The sequence below is a fragment of the Chryseobacterium sp. SIMBA_028 genome (assembly GCF_046535285.1).
In the GTDB taxonomy this organism is placed as follows: domain Bacteria; phylum Bacteroidota; class Bacteroidia; order Flavobacteriales; family Weeksellaceae; genus Chryseobacterium.
On the sequence record NZ_JAWRWZ010000111.1, the window covers coordinates 1 to 335 of the forward strand.

A 335-nucleotide genomic window follows, 5' to 3' on the forward strand; every position below is an offset into this window, starting at 1 on the left:
CCGTCTCAACCTGCGCCCGCTTAGGCCATGGCTGTGTGCGAGGCACTATGTGAATCGATGTGCTTGGAATAGCAATGCGAATCCGTTACGCCGATATATGGCTCGAAGTTTGGCACTGGGGCAAACCCTGCGCTCTCGTAAAAGCTGCGGCCATCCGACTGGGCAGACCCCGCCTCCGCTGTGATCACGCTGAAGCCATGCGAGTGGGCTTGAGCTTCCAAGGCGGCGAGTATTGAGCTGGCAACCCCGGACCCGCGGGCATACGGAACCACGTAGAGCCTTTTGATCTCTGCGGTGTTTTCGTCGAGCATCCTCAAGCCTCCGCAGCCCAAGGG

Annotated in this window: 1 protein-coding gene; it reads right to left on the reverse strand. The window is 59.7% G+C overall.

Annotated elements, in window-relative coordinates; translation table 11 throughout:
• Positions 1-20: 20 nt before the first annotated feature.
• On the reverse strand, positions 21-335 hold a 315-nt coding region (locus SCA31_RS22770), incomplete at its 5' end, for a GNAT family N-acetyltransferase (protein ID WP_410699319.1).